Raw genomic sequence first — 17,873 nt, 5'->3', positions numbered from 1 at the left:
GGGTGCATTTTCTGCATCCGTTGCCATCATTCTGCACCTATCGCCGCCCCTGACATTCGCGTAGAAAATAGCGCTTCTTTTAACGAACGAGGCCCGCTATGCCTATTGTCGTCATTGATGATCAACCCTTGCACTACGTGGACCAAGGCTGCGGTCCGGCTGTCCTGCTTGGGCAGAGCTACCTGTGGGACCACCAGATGTGGGCGCCGCAGATCGAGGCCCTGTCACAACACTACCGGGTGATTGTTCCCGAGTTGTGGGGCCACGGTAAATCCGGGCCACTGCCATCCCAGACCCGCTCCATAAACGATCTGGCGCGCCAGATGCTGTCACTGCTGGACCACCTGAATATCGCCAAGGTCAACCTGGTCGGTTTATCGGTAGGCGGCATGTGGGGCGCCCCGCTGGCGCTACTGGCACCCGAGCGGATCAACAGCCTGGTGCTGATGGACACTTACCTGGGCGCAGAGCCCGACGCGACCCGCGAAAAATACTTCGCCCTGCTCAATGCAATCGAGGCCGCTGGCGCTATCCCCGAGCCGCTGCTGGATATCATCGTGCCGATCTTCTTTCGTCCCGGCATCGACCCCACCTGCGCGCTGTATCAGGACTTCCGTCAGTCCCTGCGCGAATTCCCCAGGGAGCGCCTTCTCGACAGCATTGTTCCCCTGGGCCGCCTGATCTTCGGTCGCGAGGATGCGCTGGAAGGGTTGTGCCGCCTGCCTGCCGACACCACGCTGGTGATGTGCGGCAACGAGGACCAGCCGCGCCCACCTGCAGAAACCAAGGAAATGGCCGAGCTGATCGGCTGCCCATGGGTGTTGATCCCGGACGCTGGGCATATCTCCAGCAGGGAAAACCCCGAGTTCGTCAACGGGGCGCTGCTGACCTTCCTGGCCACTCACACCTGATCACAGACGAAAGTGCCCCACCATGCCCTTGAGCTGCGCGCCCAACTGCGCCAGCTCGACACTCGATGCAGCGTTGCCCTGCATACTCAGCGCCGATTGATCGGCACTCGTGCGAATGCTGGTGACGCTGCGGTTAATCTCTTCGGCCACTGAACTCTGCTGCTCGGCCGCAGCCGCGATCTGTTGGTTCATCTGCTGAATCAGCGAGACCGCCGCCGCAATGCTGCCCAAGGCGCTTTCGGTTTCCAGGGCATCACTGACGGCCAGTTTCACCAGCTCGCCGCTGTGCTGGATATCCCGCACTGAAGACTGTGCAGCACTGCGCAAGGTGCTGACCAGACGTTCGATTTCCTCCGTCGATTGCTGGGTGCGCCTGGCTAATGCACGCACTTCATCGGCGACCACCGCGAAACCTCGCCCCTGCTCGCCGGCGCGTGCCGCCTCGATGGCCGCGTTGAGCGCCAACAGGTTGGTCTGCTCGGCGACGCTTTTGATCACCTCCAACACGCTGCCGATGTTCTGGATCTCGGCACTCAGGCTCTCGATGCTGGAGCTGGCGGATGTCGCCGAACTGGCCAGCAACTCGATGCGCTGCAAGCTCTGGCGTACCACCTGCTGGCCGCTGTCGACTTTATCGTCGGCGGTCTGTGCCGCTTGCGCGGCCTGCTCGGCATTGCGAGCCACATCGTGCACCGTGGCGGCCATCTGGTTCATGGCGGTGGCGACTTGCTCGGTCTCTTCTTTCTGGCTGCTGACTTCGATATTCGTCTGCTCGGTCACGCTGGACAGCGACTGGGCCGAGCTGGCCAACTGCTCAATCCCAGCCTGCAACCCGCTAACCATGTTGCTCAGGCCACCGCCCATCTGCTGCATCGCCTGCATCAATTGGCCCATCTCGTCCTGTCGGCTCATCTCCATGCGCCCGCTGAGATCCCCTGCGGCAATCTGCCGGGCCACGGCAATCACGCTGCGTAGCGGCATGACGATCAACCGGGTAATCACCCACGCCGCAATCACCCCCACCAACAAGGCCAGGGCCGATGAAACAATGATCAGCAGGCTGCTCTTGGCCAACTGCGCCTGCATCGACTGGTCCTGCGTCGCATAGGCCTGGTTGACCTGTGACACCACCTGCGCCGCCCGCTCATGCAACTGCTGGTAGACGATTTTCTCCTGGGCCAGCAGGCCGGTGTATTCGGTGAGTTTTTCGCTGAAGGCGCCGATATGCCCAACCACTTCATTGAGCACGGTCTGATAGCCAGGGTCCTTGACCAGGGTCTTCAGTTGCTCGGCCTGGGCCAGGGCCTGGTCAGCCTGTTCGATGCGGCCCTGCCCGGCACTGTCCTCATCACCCTTGCGGCTTTGGTCCAGGCGCACCCGCGCTTCATTCATGGCTTGCAACATCAGTCGCGAGACCTGCCCCACCTGCCCGGCCTGCTCGATAAACTCGCCGCCCTCCCTGCCCTGGCTTTCCTTGAGGCCATAGGCCCCGTCGTCGGCCAGGCCGGCCTGCAAGACATCAAGGTTATTGGCGACGCTGGACACCGACCAACTGGCCATTTCCAGTGCCAGGTCCTTGGCCTGGGTCAGCTCGACAAACTCGTCAAACGCCTTGCGATAGGCACCCAACGCCTGCTCGACCTCGGTCATGTCGAGTGCCAGGGCTTCGGCCACCAGGCTGTCGACCCGTTCATGCAGGGTCTCGACCGACTTGGCATCGGTGCGCAACGCATACTCCTGCTCGATCAAGCGCACGTTCAGCAGCCCCTGATTGAGCGAGGACATGCCCTTGAGCCCCACAAAACGCTGGCCAACGCTTTGCAGGGACCACACGCCAATCGCCGCCACCAAGGCAGTCAACAGCAAGACCAGGGCAAAGCCCAGCGCCAGTTTCCGGGCCAACCCAAGATTGGCAAATCGTCGTTGCACGGCCGAAATCATTACGCTTAACCCTCTTGGCGTGGCGAATCCCGGCAGGCCGGGTTTGCATGCAACGAGATTCGCAACGACACCCCCCGGAGCACAAGTCATTGCCAGCACAATAATGGCAAAAAGCTACATCCCCGTCGTTTTCAGAATGGTGGAGGTCGATCCCGCAGGCCCCATGGCCTTGAACAACGCCAAGGCCCGATGATCGCAGGCGTAGGCCACATTGATCCGTAGCCAGTCAGCATGCTCGCCAGTCGGGCTGAACAGCTCCCCGGAAGACAGCAAGACCCCAAGCTGTCGGGCCCGTGCGTGCAACCTTGAGCCACCCCCTGGCCCTGGGCGCGCCCAAACAAACATGCCGCCCGCTGGCACTGCAAAGACTTCCCACTCTTCGTCCTCCAGCGCCTGCAAGGTCTTCGCCATCTCCGCGCTCAACCGTCGGCGCAGGCGTTGCACCCATTTGCGGTAGGTGCCATTGGCCAAGAGGCTGGCCACCATGGCTTCGGCGAAGCGTGAGGTGCCCATGCCCGTCAAGGTCTTGAGCTTGAGCACCTGGCTGATAAGCGCCGTGCTGGCGGTCAGATAGCCGACCCGCAGGGCGCTGCTCAGGGTCTTGGAAAAGCTTGAAACATAGATGACCCGATCATCATGGGCCAGCGCCGCCAGCCGGATACAGGAAGCGTGTTGCAGGTCGCCATAGACATCTTCCTCGACAATCAGGAAGTCGTGGGTGCTGGCCAGGTGCAACAGGCGCTCGGCCACCCCGCGTGAAAGGCTGGTGCCAGTCGGGTTGTGGTAGAGGCTGTTGATGAACAGGCACTTGGGGTGGTGGCTGACCAAAAGCGTTTCCAGGGTTTGAATATCCGGGCCGCTGCGGGTCCTGGGGACCTCCAGCAACCTGACACCATGAAAAGCCAACTGACGATACAAGTTGCCGTAGCCAGGCGTTTCAACCACCACTGTGTCGCCAGCCTTGAGCAAGGTGCGTATCAACAAATCCTGGGCATGACTGGCACCGTGGGTGGTGAGGATCCGCTCGGCGCTGCTGGCTACCTGAATCTGGGCCAGGCGTTTGTGCAACTGTTCACGCAACACCGGCAACCCCAGGGGCGTGCTGTAGTTGAAAACCCCTGCGGTATCGGTGCGGCTGATTTCGCGAATCGCGTAGCTGATGTCATCCGCTTCACGCCAGGAGTCCGGCAGCCAACCGCACCCCAGCTTCAATTCGCCCAACTGGTTATCGGTAAAGGCCCCCCACCTGCGCTCCGCGCCCTCATACCACTGGCACTCAGCCAGTGAGCTGCTGGCAGTCGGTTGTGCCGCGATCACAAACCCCGAGCCGGCTCTTGAGGCCAGCACCCCTTCAGCCACCATGCGCTCAAGGGCCTCGATCACACTGGATTGACTGAGCAGGTTGTCATGGGCCAGTTGCCGGATGGAAGGCAGGCGCGTTCCAGGGCTGACCCCGCTCTCCCGAATCCACGCAGCAATGGCACTGACGATTTGCTGAACCACCGGTACAAGGGCTTGTCGATTGATCCCTAAATCCATGAGCCACCCCCTTCAACTGTTTGGCATTTAACTCAAAACAGTTAAGCACAGAAGGTCAGGATCACTTCGCTCATATTTTTATTAAATCATTGATTTTATTGAGATATTTACCTATTGAAACACAATGAATCAGGGCATCTTGCCACCTGCGGAAACGCCCCACAGCACTCGAAATCACTTTCTCAGTGGCGCAGGGCAGCAGGTCCTAAATAGCCGTCGCACCACCATCTACGGCCAACGCATGACCGGTGGTGAACGCAGCACCATCGCTGCACAGATAGAGCACCGCGCTGGCAATCTCGTCGACTGTCCCAATACGCCCGACCGGATGCATGGCGGCGGCAAATTCGGCCTTGCGCGGATCGGCTTCATAGGCACGGCGGAACATGTCCGTGTCAATCACCGCCGGGCACACCGCGTTGACGCGGATTTTCTTTTTCGCATATTCGATGGCCGCCGACTTGGTCAGGCCGATCACCGCATGCTTGGACGCTGCATAAATGCTCATCTTCGGCGCAGCCCCCAACCCGGCCACCGATGCGGTATTGACGATCGCCCCACCGCCCTGGGCCAGCAGCAATGGCAACTGATACTTCATGCACAACCACACGCCCTTGACGTTGACGCCCATGATGGCGTCGAACTCGTCCAGGGTGCCGTCAGCCAGCTTGCCCTGTTCAATCTCGATGCCGGCATTGTTGAACGCATAGTCCAGGCGACCATAGCTGTTCAACACCTGCTGCATCAGTTGTTGTACATCCGCCTCCAGGGTGACGTTGCAGCGCACGAACACCGCTTCGCCGCCTGCCTCGCGGATCAACGCGACCGTACCCTCGCCGCCCGCCACATCCAGGTCGGCGACCACCACTTTCAAGCCTTCCTGGGCAAATGCCAGCGCCGTGGCGCGGCCAATGCCGTTGGCGGCGCCGGTGACCAGGGCAACCTGGCCGGAAAACGTCATGCTCATGCTTATTATCCTTGGATGAATGCCTTTGGACCCAGCATAGCCAGGAGCCAGCGCCGCGCGTCAGCACTATCAGAGGGCCGGTTGGACGCCCATGCGTGGCAGTGATAAGCCTGCTGGGCTCACTATCAACCCAGCCTATCGGCGAGCATTCGCAGTGATCGGCCGAGCTTGCTCCCATGGCCTGGAAGGTCTATCACTTGAGGTCCATTTACCCAGAGTCCTTGCCATGACTGCCCAGACCAACCGCCAATTCCTGCTTGCCAAACGCCCGGTCGGCGCGGCCACACGGGACACCTTCACCTATCAGGAAGTGCCGGTGGGTAACCTGGCAGATGGCCAGGTGCTGGTGCGCAACGAATACCTGTCCCTCGACCCGGCCATGCGTGGCTGGATGAATGAAGGCAAATCCTACATCCCGCCGGTAGCCATCGGCGAAGTCATGCGTGCACTGGGCGTAGGCCAGGTCATCGCCTCGAACAACCCGAAGTTCGCGATCGGCGATTACGTCAATGGTGCCCTGGGCGTGCAGGATTACTTCCTCGGCGAGCCGCGTGGTTTCTACAAGGTCGATCCGAAACTGGCACCGCTGCCGCGTTATCTGTCGGCGCTGGGCATGACCGGCATGACCGCCTACTTCGCCCTGCTCGATACCGGCGCGCCCAAGGCTGGCGATACCGTGGTGATCTCCGGCGCCGCCGGTGCGGTGGGCAGCATTGCCGGGCAGATCGCCAAGATCAAGGGCTGTCGTGTGGTGGGGATTGCCGGTGGCGCCGACAAGTGCAAGTTTCTGGTGGATGAACTGGGGTTCGACGCGGCCATCGACTACAAGAGCGAAGACGTGCCGGCGGCCCTCAAGCGCGAATGCCCGAAAGGCGTGGATGTGTATTTCGATAACGTCGGCGGCGATATCCTCGACGCAGTGCTCAGCCGCCTCGCGTTGAAAGCGCGGGTGGTGATCTGTGGAGCCATCAGCCAGTACAACAACAAGGAAGCCGTGAAGGGCCCGGCCAACTACTTGTCACTGCTGGTCAATCGGGCGCGCATGGAAGGCTTTGTGGTGATGGATCATGCGGCGAACTTTGCCGCGGCCGGGCAGGAAATGGCCGGCTGGATGGCCCAGGGCAAGCTCAAGAGCAAGGAAGATATTGTCGAAGGACTGGAGACATTCCCGGAGACGCTGATGAAGCTGTTCAACGGCGAGAACTTTGGCAAGTTGGTGCTGAAGGTCAACTGATACACCACAAACCAATGTGGGAGCTGGCTTGCGTGCGATGCAGACGCCTCGGTTTTTCAGTAACCCCGAGGTGATGCTATCGCAGGCAAGCCAGCTCCCACATTTTTAGCCCAAGGACATCAGGCGATTTCGGCGACCACGGCCGCCAGGGCCTTGGCCGGGTCAGCCGCCTGGCTGATCGGGCGACCGATCACCAGGTAATCGGAACCGGCATCCAGCGCCTGGCGCGGGGTCAGGATACGACGCTGGTCGTCCTGGGCGCTGCCCGCTGGACGAATCCCCGGAGTCACCAATTGCAGCGCCGGATGGGCGGCCTTCAACGCCTGGGCTTCCAGCGCCGAGCAGACCAGGCCATCGAGGCCGGCCTTCTGCGCCAGGGCCGCCAGGCGCAAGACCTGCTCCTGAGGCTCGATATCCAGGCCGATACCGGCCAGGTCTTCACGCTCCATGCTGGTCAGCACGGTCACACCGATCAGCAAGGGCTTGGGACCGCTGCGTTGCTCCAGCACTTCACGGCACGCGGCCATCATGCGCAGGCCACCGGAACAGTGGACATTGACCATCCACACGCCCATTTCGGCAGCAGCCTTGACCGCCATCGCGGTAGTGTTGGGGATATCGTGGAATTTCAGGTCGAGAAATACTTCGAAGCCCTTGTCACGCAAGGTGCCGACGATTTCTGCGGCGCAACTGGTGAACAGTTCCTTGCCAACCTTGACCCGGCAAAGCTTGGGGTCCAACTGATCAGCCAGCTTCAGTGCGGCGTCACGGGTGGGGTAATCCAGGGCGACGATGATAGGAGTCTGGCAGACGGACATTGGAATGGGCTCTCAGGCAAGTCGAAATCGGCGCGGATTGTAGCGCAAGCAGCGGCTTTGCGGGATCCGATGATCGGTAAATCCTCGGCAAGCGCTCATTTAACAGGGAGAACGGGCTAATATTTCAAAGCCGATACATTCGTTTACCGCAAGCCTCAAGGCCGTCAGAGCCGGCTTGCAGGCTCCTAAAGGGATCAGCCTGCCTTGTCTTCCCGGCGCACCTGCGCCTGGCTCGCACTCCAATCCGTCAACAGGCTGTACGCCACCGCCAACAATGTCGGCCCGATAAACAAGCCGATAAAGCCAAACGCAATCAACCCACCAAACACCCCCAGCAACACGATCACCAACGGCAGGTTGCCGCCGCGGCTGATCAGGTACGGTTTGAGTACGTTGTCCACGCCGCTGATGACGAATGTGCCCCAGACGCCGAGGAACACCGCATAGGTGTAATCGCCCTTCCAGGCCAGCCAGGCAGTGGCCGGGATCCAGACCAGTGGCGGGCCCATGGGAATCAGGCTCAGCAGGAAGGTGACGATACCCAGTACCAGCGCCCCGGGCACTCCGGCGATCAGGAAGCCGATCAGTGCCAGCAGTGCCTGGGCGGCAGCAGTGCCGATCACACCGTTGACCACCCGCTGCACCGTACCGGCCACCAGGTCGATGTAGTAACCGGCACGCTCACCGATCAAGCGCTCCAGCAAACGGTGGACGAACATCGCCAGGCGCGGGCCATCGCGGTAGAAAAAGAACACAAACACCAGGCTCAGGGTCAGTTCCAGGATGCCGCCGCCAATCTGTGCGCTACGGGCCAGCAACCAGTTGCCGACCTGTCCCAGGTACGGCTTGATCGTGACCATCAAGGCCGCGCCCTGCTGGTCGATGCTGTCCCACATGCCCACCAGCCGTTCCCCGACAAAGGGAATCGAACCCAGCCACGTCGGTGCTTCGGGCAAGCCATCGACCTGCACATCCTTGATCAGCGTCACGGCGTCACGTACATGGTCGGCCAGGTTGAAGCCCAACCACACCAGCGGCACCGCCACCAGTAACATCCAGCCCAAGGTCAGGATCCCGGCCGCCAAGGATTCGCGGCCGCCCAGGGCGCGGGTCAACAGGCGCATCAGCGGCCAACTGGCAAATGCCAGCACCGCGCCCCAGAACAGCGCCGACCAGAACGGCGCCATCACCCAGAAACTGGCACCAAACAGCACCAGGAGCAGGATCTGCACCAGCAGGCGATCATTGTTGAGCATGTGGTTTCTCGAAAAGAAGTTTGTAGAGCTAGAGCTTAGGCGAACGGCACGGGTCCGTTCGCCCTGGAACGATCAGCGGATCACTTGCAGATGCAGGCCCTTGGCCTCACCCGTGCCGGTTTCCAATCGCGCCGCGCGTACGCCCTTGTCGATCAGGCCCTGGCGCCAGGCTTCGGCGTTGGGCCCGCTCAAACTGACCCGCAAGGTAGTATCGAGGTTCAATCCACGGGAAATCAGGGTCAACCACGTTGTGTCGGGCTCAGTGCCCAACAAGGGGAAATCCAGGTCGCCGGTGCTTTTCAATTCGCGCAGCAGCGTGGCCGAGGTCGGCAGCAATTGCCCCAGTGGCGCACTGGCGTCCATTTGTTCGACATGCAGGTAAGCCCGACGATTGCCGCGAGTGATGCCGTACAGCGCCACCAGGGAATTGTCCTGGGGGGCTGCGAGACGTAGCAGCAGGAATTCCTGCTGGCCATCGGCACCGACCAGCTTGGCATTACCCAGCACTTCATTGGCCCAGAGGCTGCTTTCGCCACAATCGCGGGCCTGGCACCAGAACAGCAACTGCGCACCCTGCTCTTGCAATGCCTCACGCGTGGATTTGAAGGCCGCGCTGGAGCTGTGTTCGGCGGGCAACTCATAGGTAATGGCTGTCACTTGGCCACGCGCCGTGGCCTGGCCTTCGTAACGCAACTGGCCGCTGATCTTGCGGATCGCGCCCATGGGGTAGATGCGTTCTTTTTCTTCGGCGGGCCGGTAGTCGACAATCTGCGCATCCACCTGACGGACTACGCTGGGCAAATCCTGGCTCCCTGGTACATCGGCAGCGAAGACCAACGGGCTGATACAGCACAGCCCAAGTACACGGATAACTCCCTTGGCACTACTCATCGGATCGGTGCGCCTTGGCCGGTGGATGCCTTCGCGGTATTCGGATTGTTCATGGTTGACTCCCTTTCAATCCGCCCAGCCTCGACAGTTGACCCCGTCAAGTCAAGGCGCGGTGAAGAACCGATTGAAACAGTCTGCAACAAGAGCAGCCCCCGACTCGTCGTTCAGGTGCAAATGATGGCCACCTGCAAGGGTGGTTACAGTGAAAGGAAGCTGCGCAAGCAACTCGGGATGCTTGGCCAACATGCCCTCTTGCGCAACGACCAACTGCGTAGGACACGCCACCCGACGCACGAAGGCCATGGCCTGTTCTTCCGTCAGGCGCATCGGGGATGCCAGGGTCAGGCGACTGTCGCTGCGCCAGGTATAACCGCCCGGCACCGGCATCAAGCCGCGCTGGGCCAGGAGTTCCGCGGCTTCGCGGCTGACGGCGACCACGCCTTTCATCCGCGCCTCCACGGCCCGGTCGAGGGTGCTGTACACCGGTTTGCGCTTGTCTTGCAGATTGATTTGCGCCTGCAAGGCCATGCCCAGGCGCTCGGCGGCGTTCTCGCCGGTGGCAGTCGGCGGGATCACACCGTCGATCAACCCCAGGTGCGTCACACGTTCTGGCAAGGCCCCGGCCAACACCGTAGAGACAATCGCGCCGAGGGAGTGGCCAAGTAATGCAAAACGTTTCCAGCCCAGTTGCTCGGCCACTTGCAACACATCAAACACGTAATCCCACACGGCATAACCGGCGCCAGCCGGGCGGTGGGCCGAGTGGCCGTGACCGGCCATGTCCAGGGCGACAATGCGCAAGCCCTGCAGTTTGGGCGCCAGGCGCGCGAAACTGTTGGCGTTGTCCAGCCAGCCATGCAGGGCTATCACCGGCAGGCCGTCTTCCGGGCCGAACAGGTGGGCCGCCAGCTCGATATGCGGCAGGCTCAGGCGTACTTCTTCGACGGGTGTGGTCATGCGCAGCTGCGCTCGCGGGCTTCCCAGCGGGTAAACAGGTTCTTGATCAAGGCCGCCGTGTCCTGCGGACGCTCAAGGGGGAACATGTGGCCGCCGGGCATAGTCAGCATCTCGCCCATGGGCAGGCGCGCGACGCCGCTGGCGTGGTGGCGCATCACTACCCGGCTCTGCCGACCGCGCACCACGGCCAGTGGCACTTTCAATTGGCGAGTCTGGCCAGGGCTGGTATGCGGCACGCCCCGGTAAATACTGATTTCGGTTGCCGGGTCAAACCGCAGGCGCAGGCGATCGCCAACCTGGTGCAAGCCGTGTTGCAGGTAGGCCTCCAGGCATTCGGGGTCAAACCCGCGAAACAGCGTCTTGCCGGAAAAATATTGGCGGGCGGCGTCCAGGTCGGAGAACTCTTCGCGCCGGCCCAGGGTGCGGCCAGCAGGCGTCAGGCGATCAATCAAGCCAAAACGCTTGGCCGCGCGAATCACCCAACGGTCGGCAAGGGTCAGCACCGGCGAGTCGAGCATTACCACCCCGCGATACAACTGCGGGCAGCGCAGGGCCGCGTGCAAATGCAACACCCCACCCAGTGAATGGCCCACGCCCCACACCGGCTCCGGTTGCTGCTCCAGGTGGTGGATCAGCTCGTCCACCAGGTTCTGCCAATTGTCGTCCACCGGAAACCGCGGATCGTGACCGTGCTGCGACAGGTGCGCCACCGCGTACTCCGGCGCCAGGGCGTCGAACAATTTGCCGTAGGTCGCCGAAGGGAAGCCATTGGCATGAGTGAAAAACACATGTTGCGACATAACCAGCCCATCATCCAAAACAGAAATCGATTGTCCCCATGCCCGGCCGCCACAGCAATGACTGTAACTGCCAGGAATGATGACACTCACGCCACGCCTATCGCGCCGGCGGGTTTTCGCCCAGGGGCACCACGGCCATGGTCAGGCGCGATACGCAACTGGCCTTGCCCTCGTCGCTGGTCAGGCGAATATCCCAGACATGAGTGGTGCGCCCGATATGGATCGCCCGGGCCACCGCCGTCACCCGCCCGGAACGCAGGCCGCGCAAGTGGTTGGCATTGATTTCCAGACCCACGCAATAGAACTTGCTGGCGTCGATGCACAGGTAGCTGGCCACGGAGCCCACTGTTTCGGCCAACACCACCGAGGCCCCGCCGTGCAGCAGCCCATAGGGTTGATGGGTGCGATGGTCGACCACCATGCTCGCGGTCAGGGATTCGTCGTCGAAGCTCTCGAAGCGGATATCCAGCATTTCACCAATGGTGTTTTTCTGTCTGGCGTTGATTTGCTCGATGTTGGGAACGGTGCGCCACAGGCTCATTGCAGTGTCCTTATTGATTTTATTGAATGCTCAATCCTGCCACAGCACGGCCTCGGAGCGCGTGCTCCAGGCCTGGAACTGTGGGCCGTAGGTTGACTCGATGACGTTGCGCTTGATCTTCAGGGTCGGCGTCAGAAAGCCGTTTTCCACCGCCCAACTGTCTTTCACTACCACCAGTTGACGCAAGCGCTCATGTTTATCCAGCGCCTGGTTGACCTCCTCCAGCAAGCGCTCCAGGCTGCCGTGCAATGAATGCCGGGCCTCGCTGGCGGCCTCCTGCAGGCCCACCGCAGACAGTACGCACAAGCCCATCGGTGCGCTCAGGCCATCACCGACCACGCACACCTGTTCGATGCGCCCATGCTCCGCCAGGCGGTTTTCGATGGGCGCCGGGGCGACGTACTTGCCCTTGCTGGTCTTGAAGATCTCCTTGAGACGCCCGGTCAGGCGCAAGCGGCCTTCGCCATCCTGCTCGCCCTTGTCACCTGTGCGCAGGAAACCGTCCTCGGTGAGGGTCTCGGCGGTTTTCTGCGGGTCCTTGAAGTAGCCGAGCATGGTCGCGCCGCTGCGCACCTGGACTTCGCCGGCCGGATCAATGCGCACCTCCACGTCCGGGCACGCCAGGCCGATCCAGCCGATCTTCTGCTGGCCGGGGCGACAGACATGGGAATAGCCACAGCTTTCGGTCATGCCATATACCTCCAGCACATCCAGGCCCAGGCGCAGGTACCAGCGCAGCAGCGCTTCGGGCACTGGCGCGGCGCCGGACAGGGCCACCCGCACCGCGTCCAGCCCAAGGCCGGCGAGGACTTTGTGGCCAACCCGCTTGCCGATAAACGGCAGACGCAAGAGCCATTCCAGGCGTTTTTCCGGGATTTTTGCGTAGACGCCCATCTGGAACTTGGTCCAGATCCGCGGCACGCCAAACAAGGCCGTGGGCCGGGCGCGTTGGAGATCGGAGAGGAACGTGTCGAGGCTTTCGGCAAAAAACACGGTTTGCCCGGTGTAGATCGAGGCCATTTCGACAAACATGCGCTCGGCCACATGGCACAGCGGCAGGTAGGACAGCAGGCGGTCGCCCTCCCCCAGGCCAAACAGCTCGGTGCCGCGGGTCGCCGCAAACCCCAGGCCGCCGAAGGTGTGCATCACGCCTTTAGGCAAGCCGGTGGTGCCGGAGGTGTAGATGATGGTGGCCAGATCTGTGGCCGCCGGCGCAGGGTCATCCTGGATCGGCGAGCAGGCTTGCAGGTCGGCCCAGGTGAAATCGAACTGGCCCTCGGGGCACAGCGGCAGGCTGATAGTCGCAAGCCCGGCCTTGACGCCCGGGGCCATGGCCGGCCAGTCGTCGAGCTTGCCGATAAACACCAACGCCGCCTCGGAGTGCTCCAGCACATGGGCCACGGAGTCGGCGGTAAGGTTGGGATACAGCGGCACCGAGACATGCCCGGCCATCCAGATCGCCAGGTCGGCGATGATCCAGTGCGCGCAGTTTTTCGAGATCAGGGCAATGTGCGAGCCCTGGGGCAGTTCACGAGCGCGCAGCCAATGGGCAGCGCAACGTGCCTGATGGCCGACCTCGCCCCAGGTGAGGGTCTGCACCTCGCCGCCACCAATGGGCTGGACCAGGAAGCGCTGGCGCGGATGGCGCGCCTCACGTTCAAAGAAGACCTGCAGCGGCAAACGAAAAGCGACAGACATGGGACGCGCTCCTGTGTGTTCAGATGGCAGCCAACCAAGCACTTGCTTGGTTGACTATTCCATGCACAAAGGAGCACTGCAAGTTCCTTGCAGGCATAACACAATCAAACGGTGGAAAATACTTATTTGGGAAAGGGCCCGCTCCCACAGCTTGATTGTGTTGTGCCTGAAAAATCAGGGGTTTTTGACGCTATTGAGGCTCATCAACCCCGCCAACGGAAAGTCCCCTTCCAGCTCCGCCAGGCTGGCGGTGTGCATCGGCTGGGGCTGGCGCTGGTGACCGTGCTGCAAAAAGCTGATCAGGTTGCCCACCAAGGGTTGATGGCTGACCAGCAGCACATTGTCATCGGTGTCGAGTTTCTCCAGCACTTGCAACGGATTGCCATCCGGCGTCAGCCACGCAGCCGTGCGAATTTCAGGAGCAAAGCCCAACGCCTCACGCACCAGTTGCGCGGTCTGCTGCGCCCGCACGTAGGGGCTGGCGATGATGGCCTTGATGTCAGCGCCGATCAGGTGGGCAGCGCTATGCAACGCCTCCTGGCGACCACGCTCGGTCAGGTTGCGCTGGGCATCGCTCGGCGCATGGGACTCGGCTTCACCGTGACGCAATACCCACAGTTTCATAGCTTGGGCTCTTCATCACGCACCGGGTGCGGGGCCGGCGGCACGCTGTGGGCGGCCTCGCCTTCCGGGGCGCGCGCGGTTGGCCAGTCGGCGAAGGGCCAGGGTTTCTGCTCGCTGTGGAAGCTGCCAAAACGGCCAACCTGGGCGAGGAACTGGCTGAGGCTATCGCCAAAGTTCATCAGGCCCAGGTTCGGCGCGCCGTAGATCAGGCGGTAGATCAACTGCACCACCACCAACGCCCCGAGGAGGAACTGGGCCACTTGCCATACCAGGGCAAACACCAGCATCCACAGGATGCGCAGGCCGATGGATTCATACTTGGGTGCTGTTTTCGGATCGTTCATCGCGCGTTCCTCAGTTGAAACCACTGGTGGAAATAAAGTCGACATCGGTCTTGGGTTCGGCCCTCATCAGCAACTCGATGACCTGGTTCAAGGTGCGCCCTTCGAACAGGATCGCGTGCAGGCCGGCGACCAACGGCATATAGACCCCGGTTTCCTGGGCCTTGGCCTTCAGTACTTTGAGGGTATTGACCCCTTCGGCCACTTCACCGAGGCGGGTGACGGCGTCTTCCAGGCTTAGGCCCTGGCCCAGGGCGAAACCCACCTGATAGTTGCGGCTTTTGGGTGACGAACAGGTGACGATCAGGTCACCGACTCCGGCCAGGCCGAGGAAAGTCATGGGGTTGGCACCCTGATTGACCGCAAAGCGGGTCATTTCCGCCAGGGCGCGAGTGATCAGCATGCTCTTGGTGTTTTCGCCCATGCCCAGGGCCACGGCCATGCCGGCGATGATGGCGTAGACGTTTTTCAACGCACCGCCCAGTTCCACGCCAAAGCGGTCGGCACTGGCGTAGACCCGGAAGGTACGGCCATGCAGCACCGCCTGCACGCGCTCGCACAAAGCCTCGTCTTCACTGGCGACCACGGTCGCGGTCAAGGCATGTTCAGCCACTTCGCGTGCCAGGTTCGGCCCGGAAAGCACACCGATACGGGCCTGGGGCGCGATTTCCTCAAGAATTTCACTCATCAGCTTGAAGGTCTGGGCCTCGATGCCTTTGGTCAGGCTGACCAGCATCTTGCCCGCCAGCCGCTCGGCATGGGGTGCCAACACCGTGCGCAGGGCGCTGGAGGGCAACGCGACAAAGCATAGGTCGCAGTCATCCAGGGTGGCCTGCAGGTCGGTGACCGGCGTGACCGCCGCATGAATCTTGATACCCTTGAGGTAACGCGGGTTCTCCCGGTTGACCCGGATGGCCTCGGCCTGTTCGGGATCGCGCATCCACTGGCGCACCTGATGGCCGTTTTCAGCCAGTAGATTAGCCACGGCGGTACCAAAACTTCCGCCTCCCAGGACCGCAATTGGGCGCTGTTCAGTCATATGCAATCCGTTAATCCATACCAGTGGCGATGGCGGCATTATACGGGCCGACCTGACGGCGACCAGCCCTTCTGTGATTTCCCACGATTGTCGGAAAATGGCCGAATGGACCACAGTAATTGCGATAGCGCCGACTGGCAAAAGCGCTCGCCTCAGTTAACATGGTCGGCTATCCGTAATTATCAAGGCCGTGCCGTGTATTTGGGCCCTCCTCCTCGTTCATCTCTGTTACTGGCGCTGCTGGTCAGTACGCCGTTGCTGGCCGACGATTTGTTCCTCGACAACCAGCCGCTGCCCCAAGTCCTGACGGCAACCCGGCTCAAGCAGTCGGCCGCCGCCGTGCCTGGCAGCATGACGGTGATCGACAGCGAATTGATCAAGGCCAGTGGTGCACGCGATATTGCCGAGCTGCTGCGCCTGGTGCCGGGGATGATGGTGGGCTACACCTCGGGCAACCAGGCCGCCGTCAACTACCACGGCACCAGCGCCAACGAAGCGCGGCGCATGCAAGTGCTGATCGATGGCCGCTCGGTGTACCGCGCCGGCCTGGCCACCGTGGACTGGAGCGACATTCCAGTCGCCATGGAAGATATCGAGCGGATCGAAGTGTTCCGTGGCCCCAATACCGTCAGCTATGGCGCCAATGCGCTGATGGCGGTGGTCAATATCCTCACTCGCTCGCCGGCCAACAGCCTGGGTACCCGGATGAAAATGACCCGGGGCGAGCGCGGGATCAACGACTGGTATGCCAGCCAGGGCCTGGGCTGGGACACCGGCAACCTGCGACTGTCGCTGTCCGGGCAACAGGATGATGGCTTTGACAGCGACCGGGTCGGCGCCGACTACCGCGACAGCCGGCGGCTCAGCCGCTTCAGCCTGGCGGTCAGCCAGGTGCTGAACCAGCAGCAGAGCATCGACTGGCAACTCAACGCCAAGGAAGGGACCAATCAGCGGCCATACACCTACAAGCCAGTGTTCGCCGGGATTACCGACGGTGGCACCGACTCCGACGTCACCGCCAAGGACTACGCCGCATCCCTGCGCTGGAACTTCGACTTCAACCCCGATCACAGCCTGTATATCCAGGGTTCGGCGCAACAATGGGACCGTCGGCAGGTCTGGAAAGCCTGCGACGCCAAGGTGTCGTTCAGCCCGCAGTTGACGCAACTGTGGCAGATGAACCCCAACTACGCCGAGCAGTTGGCGCGGCACATGAAGGACTATGAAAACGGCAGCCCACCGCCAGGCTCTGCCGCCGAGCAGGCGCTGGCCGAAGAGGTCCTGAAGCAATGGAATAACGGCGGCAAGGAAAGCGTCTGCGGCAATATCGACCAGAGCACCAAGGAAAGCCGCTACGACCTCGAAGTACAAGACACCCTGAGCCTGTCCGACAGCCTGCGACTGGTCAGTGGGATGAATTACCGCTACGACCGCGCCGACTCTGACACCTATTTCAATGGCACCTTGGACGACACCACCTGGCGCCTGTTCGGCCATCTGGAATGGCGGGCCAGCGAACACTGGTTGTTGCAGGGCGGGGCGATGTACGAAAACACCCACTTGAGCGGTAACTCGCTCACGCCCAGGGTTGCGGTCAATTACCTGATCAACCCGCGCCACGGGTTGCGCGCGGTGTACTCCGAAGCGATCCGCTCGCCGGACATGTTCGAGAACAACGTCAACTGGAGCTACCGGGTCACTGGCCTCAGCTCCCCCGCCTACGGGCAGACAACCGGCCAGTATTTCGTCAAGACCCGCGGCCCGGGCAACCTCGACAAGGAACTGATGCGCTCCCGGGAGTTGGGCTACAACGGCTTTTTTGCCGATAGCGGGCTGAACCTCGACATCAAGCTGTTCTATGACGAAATCACCGGCATGATCAGCGAGCCCCTGCGCAATAACCAGTACATTGCCAGCAACAGTAACCGCTCACGGTTTGCCGGCGCCGAAACCCAACTGGACTGGCACGTCAGTAGCGCCGACCGGCTACGCCTGACCTATGCTTACGTCGATGCCAGCGCCAGCAACCCGCTGGACCAGCAACAGACCGCGCGCAACAGCGGTTCGGCCGGCTGGATGCGCGAGTGGGGGCATGGCTGGTCCAGCGCGCTGTTCTATTATGGGGACGATGCACTTAACCAATATCGCTTTGAACGGGTCGACATGCGGGTCGCCAAGCGCATCGCCCTGGGCAAGGCCAACCTGGAGCTGGCCGGCATGCTGCAACAACGCCTCGATAACCAGCCCACCACCCAGATCGACAACAACTACGACCAACGCCATGTGCTCTACTTCAGCGCGGAGTTAGAGTTCTGA

The 17,873-nt window shown here is 61.7% G+C and carries 16 protein-coding genes; 3 read left to right on the top strand and 13 right to left on the bottom strand.

The window, feature by feature from the left end; genetic code table 11:
- Positions 1-98: 98 nt before the first annotated feature.
- Entirely contained in the window at positions 99-911 is an 813-nt protein-coding gene (locus H097_RS09280) for an alpha/beta fold hydrolase (RefSeq protein WP_032859241.1), read from the top strand.
- Here H097_RS09280 and H097_RS09275 read toward each other — a convergent pair whose 3' ends face one another.
- The 3 genes from H097_RS09275 to H097_RS09265 form a co-directional block, all read right to left on the bottom strand.
- On the bottom strand, positions 912-2,852 hold the full coding sequence (locus tag H097_RS09275) for a methyl-accepting chemotaxis protein (RefSeq protein ID WP_032859239.1): 1,941 nt from the start codon (positions 2,850-2,852) through the stop codon (positions 912-914).
- Positions 2,853-2,966: 114 nt separating this feature from the next.
- Positions 2,967-4,391, bottom strand: a complete 1,425-nt coding sequence (locus tag H097_RS09270) for a PLP-dependent aminotransferase family protein (protein ID WP_032859237.1) — start codon at positions 4,389-4,391, stop codon at positions 2,967-2,969.
- A 205-nt stretch (positions 4,392-4,596) separates the two neighbouring features.
- Entirely contained in the window at positions 4,597-5,358 is a 762-nt protein-coding gene (locus tag H097_RS09265; protein ID WP_032859235.1) for an SDR family oxidoreductase, read from the bottom strand.
- Positions 5,359-5,584: 226 nt separating this feature from the next.
- Between H097_RS09265 and H097_RS09260 the strand changes: the two genes are divergently transcribed.
- Positions 5,585-6,592, top strand: a complete 1,008-nt coding sequence (locus H097_RS09260) for an NADP-dependent oxidoreductase (RefSeq protein ID WP_032859232.1) — start codon at positions 5,585-5,587, stop codon at positions 6,590-6,592.
- Positions 6,593-6,711: 119 nt separating this feature from the next.
- Here H097_RS09260 and pyrF read toward each other — a convergent pair whose 3' ends face one another.
- From pyrF to H097_RS09210, 10 genes are all read right to left on the bottom strand, one after another.
- Complete coding sequence (gene pyrF / locus H097_RS09255; RefSeq protein WP_029292743.1) at positions 6,712-7,410, bottom strand: orotidine-5'-phosphate decarboxylase; 699 nt, start codon at positions 7,408-7,410, stop codon at positions 6,712-6,714.
- 194 nt (positions 7,411-7,604) lie between these two features.
- Positions 7,605-8,666, bottom strand: a complete 1,062-nt coding sequence (locus tag H097_RS09250) for an AI-2E family transporter (protein ID WP_032859229.1) — start codon at positions 8,664-8,666, stop codon at positions 7,605-7,607.
- Positions 8,667-8,738: 72 nt separating this feature from the next.
- Positions 8,739-9,557 carry a DUF4892 domain-containing protein gene (locus H097_RS09245; protein ID WP_032859226.1) on the bottom strand — a complete coding sequence of 273 codons (819 nt, stop codon included), beginning with the start codon at positions 9,555-9,557 and terminating at the stop codon, positions 8,739-8,741.
- 102 nt (positions 9,558-9,659) lie between these two features.
- Positions 9,660-10,514: an alpha/beta hydrolase gene (locus H097_RS09240; RefSeq protein WP_032859224.1), complete on the bottom strand. Its 855-nt coding sequence runs from the start codon at positions 10,512-10,514 to the stop codon at positions 9,660-9,662.
- Complete coding sequence (locus tag H097_RS09235; protein WP_032859223.1) at positions 10,511-11,314, bottom strand: alpha/beta hydrolase; 804 nt, start codon at positions 11,312-11,314, stop codon at positions 10,511-10,513. The genes H097_RS09240 and H097_RS09235 overlap by 4 nt, the downstream gene beginning before the upstream one ends.
- A gap of 97 nt (positions 11,315-11,411) precedes the next feature.
- Entirely contained in the window at positions 11,412-11,855 is a 444-nt protein-coding gene (locus H097_RS09230) for a hotdog fold thioesterase (RefSeq protein WP_032859221.1), read from the bottom strand.
- Positions 11,856-11,885: 30 nt separating this feature from the next.
- Positions 11,886-13,553, bottom strand: coding sequence for an AMP-binding protein (locus tag H097_RS09225; RefSeq protein WP_032859220.1), 1,668 nt, complete (start codon positions 13,551-13,553; stop codon positions 11,886-11,888).
- 174 nt (positions 13,554-13,727) lie between these two features.
- Positions 13,728-14,177 carry a phosphohistidine phosphatase SixA gene (gene sixA / locus H097_RS09220; protein WP_032859218.1) on the bottom strand — a complete coding sequence of 150 codons (450 nt, stop codon included), beginning with the start codon at positions 14,175-14,177 and terminating at the stop codon, positions 13,728-13,730.
- Entirely contained in the window at positions 14,174-14,521 is a 348-nt protein-coding gene (locus H097_RS09215; protein ID WP_032859216.1) for a DUF4389 domain-containing protein, read from the bottom strand. Before H097_RS09215 ends, sixA begins: the two co-directional genes overlap by 4 nt.
- A 10-nt stretch (positions 14,522-14,531) precedes the next feature.
- The gene (locus H097_RS09210) at positions 14,532-15,557 is read right to left on the bottom strand and encodes an NAD(P)H-dependent glycerol-3-phosphate dehydrogenase (RefSeq protein ID WP_032859214.1); all 1,026 of its coding nucleotides are present in this window, start codon (positions 15,555-15,557) and stop codon (positions 14,532-14,534) included.
- 195 nt (positions 15,558-15,752) lie between these two features.
- Here H097_RS09210 and H097_RS09205 point away from each other — a divergent pair, with 195 nt between their 5' ends.
- Positions 15,753-17,873, top strand: coding sequence for a TonB-dependent receptor (locus tag H097_RS09205; RefSeq protein WP_032859213.1), 2,121 nt, complete (start codon positions 15,753-15,755; stop codon positions 17,871-17,873).

This window comes from Pseudomonas sp. FH4 (genome assembly GCF_000510915.2).
In the GTDB taxonomy this organism is placed as follows: domain Bacteria; phylum Pseudomonadota; class Gammaproteobacteria; order Pseudomonadales; family Pseudomonadaceae; genus Aquipseudomonas; species Aquipseudomonas brenneri.
The sequence above is the reverse complement of the archived record's forward strand: the minus strand, read 5'-3'. Positions and strand labels throughout refer to the sequence as shown.

Bases quoted from the DNA above. Each gene is read 5' to 3' on its own strand.
- H097_RS09235 (WP_032859223.1), bottom strand. From the start codon at position 11,314: ATGTCGCAACATGTGTTTTTCACTCATGCCAATGGCTTCCCTTCGGCG.
- H097_RS09265 (WP_032859235.1), bottom strand. From the start codon at position 5,358: ATGAGCATGACGTTTTCCGGCCAGGTTGCCCTGGTCACCGGCGCCGCC.
- H097_RS09210 (WP_032859214.1), bottom strand. From the start codon at position 15,557: ATGACTGAACAGCGCCCAATTGCGGTCCTGGGAGGCGGAAGTTTTGGT.
- H097_RS09230 (WP_032859221.1), bottom strand. From the start codon at position 11,855: ATGAGCCTGTGGCGCACCGTTCCCAACATCGAGCAAATCAACGCCAGA.
- H097_RS09280 (WP_032859241.1), top strand. From the start codon at position 99: ATGCCTATTGTCGTCATTGATGATCAACCCTTGCACTACGTGGACCAA.
- H097_RS09275 (WP_032859239.1), bottom strand. From the start codon at position 2,852: ATGATTTCGGCCGTGCAACGACGATTTGCCAATCTTGGGTTGGCCCGG.
- H097_RS09250 (WP_032859229.1), bottom strand. From the start codon at position 8,666: ATGCTCAACAATGATCGCCTGCTGGTGCAGATCCTGCTCCTGGTGCTG.
- H097_RS09245 (WP_032859226.1), bottom strand. From the start codon at position 9,557: ATGAGTAGTGCCAAGGGAGTTATCCGTGTACTTGGGCTGTGCTGTATC.
- H097_RS09270 (WP_032859237.1), bottom strand. From the start codon at position 4,391: ATGGATTTAGGGATCAATCGACAAGCCCTTGTACCGGTGGTTCAGCAA.
- H097_RS09215 (WP_032859216.1), bottom strand. From the start codon at position 14,521: ATGAACGATCCGAAAACAGCACCCAAGTATGAATCCATCGGCCTGCGC.
- pyrF (WP_029292743.1), bottom strand. From the start codon at position 7,410: ATGTCCGTCTGCCAGACTCCTATCATCGTCGCCCTGGATTACCCCACC.
- H097_RS09240 (WP_032859224.1), bottom strand. From the start codon at position 10,514: ATGACCACACCCGTCGAAGAAGTACGCCTGAGCCTGCCGCATATCGAG.
- sixA (WP_032859218.1), bottom strand. From the start codon at position 14,177: ATGAAACTGTGGGTATTGCGTCACGGTGAAGCCGAGTCCCATGCGCCG.
- H097_RS09260 (WP_032859232.1), top strand. From the start codon at position 5,585: ATGACTGCCCAGACCAACCGCCAATTCCTGCTTGCCAAACGCCCGGTC.
- H097_RS09225 (WP_032859220.1), bottom strand. From the start codon at position 13,553: ATGTCTGTCGCTTTTCGTTTGCCGCTGCAGGTCTTCTTTGAACGTGAG.